Source organism: Microvirga massiliensis, from assembly GCF_001006805.1.
Classification (GTDB): Bacteria; Pseudomonadota; Alphaproteobacteria; order Rhizobiales; family Beijerinckiaceae; genus Microvirga; species Microvirga massiliensis.
On the sequence record NZ_LN811358.1, the window covers coordinates 19765 to 21048 of the forward strand.

The 1284-nt window shown below is 61.5% G+C and carries 1 protein-coding gene; it reads right to left on the reverse strand.

Annotated features, from left to right (window positions below; all coding sequences use genetic code 11):
- Nucleotides 1-191 precede the first annotated feature (191 nt).
- Nucleotides 192-1284, reverse strand: a 1093-nt coding sequence (locus BN1233_RS24330) for an alkaline phosphatase family protein (protein WP_052763911.1), incomplete at its 5' end; no start/stop codon positions are given.

Consider the following 1284-nt stretch of genomic DNA (forward strand, 5'->3'; position numbering starts at 1 on the left):
ACACAGCCTCGATCCGATGCGGTCGTCTCGGCGGTGTTGACCTCTGCGGCTACCCGCTCCCTGTTCTTATGGGCACGTGGAGAGGAGACGAGCATCACAGGAGAGCGCCTGCGCATACATCGTTGGGATCACGCGGGGCACTTCAGATCGTCCGAGAGCAGCCACCCATAAGAGCGCCAGTCGGGCGGCGCTCAATCCCCGAAGTCGAAGGCCCTGGCAAGGCTCTCCACGGCGCCATAGCGGGCACTCGGCAACGGGGCGAGGCGGTGTCTCTCGCTAATCAGCCTCAGGATCGAAGTCGTCTCATATTGCGTATGGTCGATCGTGCCTTTCTCGGCAAAGGGTGAGACCACAATGGCCGGAACTCGCGAGCCCGGCCCAAAGAAGTCGGCCCGCCCTCCTGCAGACCCGGGTTGCGGGGGCGACACGTGATCGAATGCGCCGCCGTTCTCGTCATAGGTGATGATCACTGCGTAGGAGTTCTTCATCGGGCTCTCGTCCATCAGCTGGATGATGCGCCCGACTTCTTCATCAGCCGCCACCAGGTTGGCATATCCCGGGTGCTGATTGAGTACGCCAACTGGCTTGTAGAAGGCCACCGGCGGCAGGGATGCTGACCTGATGTCGGCTTCAAGCTGCACCGCATCCCTGAGATGCTTGGTGCGTTCGTTCCGTCCGGTCTCGGTCGTCGGGTTGAAGCGAGCAAAATAGGCGAATGGCTGGTGGTGCCACTGGAACGCGAGATCCATCAGCTGCTTCTCCTCATCTGCGGTGCGGTTCGGCTTGATTGCCAGGTTCCAGCCTCCGGAATACCAAGCCCACTCGACTCCCTTGTCGGACAGCCTGTCGCCGATGGTCGGGGTCGTCTGGGCAGGTAGCAGATCGCCGCCCTGCCGACCGTTGTTGAGGAAGATCGACTGAGTGGTGTTGACCGCGTAGTCCCCGTCGCCAACTGCCGTCACCTTGCGCTCGCTCACGACTGCGCCCGATTCGTCGATCTGCGAACGCAGCCCCTTTGGAGGATCGGGCCATACCGGTGCACAGGCGCAGACCAGCCACATGTGGTTGAAGAACGATCCGCCCAGCGCGCCCATGAAGAAATTGTCGAGCAGCGTATAGCGCTGCGCCAGTTTCCACAGATTGGTGTCTTTCATCGCGGCGGCGCTGTAATAGCCCATCGTCAGGCCCTTGGCGTCCGAAAACAGAGCGAACCAGTCGTTCTTGCCACCATGGATCTGGGTGCGATGCGTGTAGAAGGCGTGGATCAGATCGCGGGTGTGTGCC